The organism is Pseudooceanicola lipolyticus (assembly GCF_002786325.1).
In the GTDB taxonomy this organism is placed as follows: Bacteria; Pseudomonadota; Alphaproteobacteria; order Rhodobacterales; family Rhodobacteraceae; genus Pseudooceanicola_C; species Pseudooceanicola_C lipolyticus.
In genome coordinates, this window is record NZ_PGTB01000323.1 from 1 (window position 1) to 1673 (window position 1673).

At 66.7% G+C, this 1673-nt stretch carries 2 protein-coding genes; one reads left to right on the plus strand and one right to left on the minus strand.

The genetic code is table 11. The features are described 5' to 3' along the window. Window positions 1–289: 289 nt before the first annotated feature. Complete coding sequence (locus tag CVM52_RS25545) at window positions 290–1291, minus strand: SDR family NAD(P)-dependent oxidoreductase (RefSeq protein ID WP_100165046.1); 1002 nt, start codon at window positions 1289–1291, stop codon at window positions 290–292. Between the two features lie 116 nt (window positions 1292–1407). On the opposite strand from CVM52_RS25545, the gene CVM52_RS25550 reads away from it, so the two are divergent. Next, window positions 1408–1673: glycosyltransferase (locus CVM52_RS25550; RefSeq protein ID WP_240621077.1), on the plus strand; the 266-nt coding region annotated here is incomplete at its 3' end.

A 1673-nucleotide genomic window follows, 5' to 3' on the forward strand; every position in this document is an offset into this window, starting at 1 on the left:
AGAAGGACGACGAGGCCGGCACCTCAACGCCGAGTGTTGCGGCGGCGGCGGCCCCGGCCCCGGTCACCCTGCGCTATGACCGCGCCGCCGGCCGCATCGAACTCACCGGTGCCGGCATCGACGCCGCCTTCCATGACGCCTTGCAGGCCTGGCTGGCAGCGCGGGGATAGGGGGAGGGCAGCGAAGAGCAGGGCGGAACCTGGGGCAGCCTGCCGTCAAAATGTTTCGCGCGCGAAACATTTTTCGGATAAGTACCTGAAATCATTGAATCCGAGACTCGGTATCCACCTCAGATCTGGTAATAATCCCGATACCAGTCGACAAAGCGCTGCACCCCCTCGGCCACCGGCACCTTGGGCTGATAGCCGGTCAGATCGGTGAGCAGCCCGGTTTCGGCCCAGGTGGCGGGCACGTCGCCCGGCTGCATCGGGTGCATCACCTTTTCCGCCGGGCGGCCGCAGGCGGCCTCGATGGCGGCGATGAACTCCATCAGCGGCGTCGGCGCCGAGGCGCCGATATTGACCAGCCGGTAGGGTGCCACCGGGCTCAGCGAATCCCGTTCCGAGACCGGGCTGTCGCCGGGCACCGCCTCGATCAACCCGGCAATGCCGTCGACCAGGTCGTCGATATAGGTGAAGTCGCGGCGCATCTCGCCGTGATTGTAGACGTCGATCGGGTCTCCTGCGAGAATGGCGCGGGTGAATTTGAAATGTGCCATATCGGGCCGGCCCCAGGGTCCGTAGACCGTGAAGAAGCGGAACATGGTGATCGGCAGGTGGTAAAGATGGGCGTAAGAATGCGCCATCGATTCCGTGGCCTTCTTGGTCGCGGCATAGAAGGACATCTGATGGTCGGCGCGCTGGGTCTCGAGATAGGGCATCTCGGTATTGGCGCCATAGGCCGAGGAGGTCGAGGCCAGCAGCATATGCGCCGGCGGATGTGCCCGCGCCGCCTCCAGCAGCTCGAAGGTGCCCACCAGGTTGGCCTCGACATAGGTGCGCGGATTGTCGATCGAATAGCGCACCCCGGCCTGGGCGGCCAGGTGGATCACCAGCTCGGGGGTCTCGCGGGCGAAGATCTCCATCAGCCGGCCCGGATCCTCCAGCTTGCCGCGCAGCGGGGTGAAGGCGGCCGATTGCGCCAGCATCGCCTGCCGCCGCTCCTTCAGGGTGACGTCGTAATAATCGCTGAACGCGTCCAGCCCGATGACCTTCCAGCCCTGCTCCAGCAGCCGGAGCGCGGTGAAATAGCCGATGAATCCGGCCGAGCCGGTGACGAGAGCGGTTTTCATGGCGGCTTGGTGGCGCAGCCGCGCCGGGCTGTCAAACCCGAAAGCGCCGCCGCCGGTTTGACATGGCCGCCGATTTGTGAGTTTTGCGCCGGACGGCAAGCCAAGGAGCGCGGTGCGTGAGCCCAGAGAACAGCCCGGACGGGCCCGAATGCCTGGTGGCGGTGGTGGTCACCTATAACCGGCTGGACAAGCTGCGGGCGACGCTGGCGCAGCTGCTGGCGGCGCCGGCGGCGGATCTGGCGGCGGTGGTGGTGGTCGACAATGCCTCGACCGACGGCACCGGCGCCTGGCTCGACAGCCTGGACGACCCGCGGGAGGCGACATGCACACCGGCCTGGCCGGCGGCGGTCATCAGCGCCTCGGCAGCGTCGAAATTGCACGC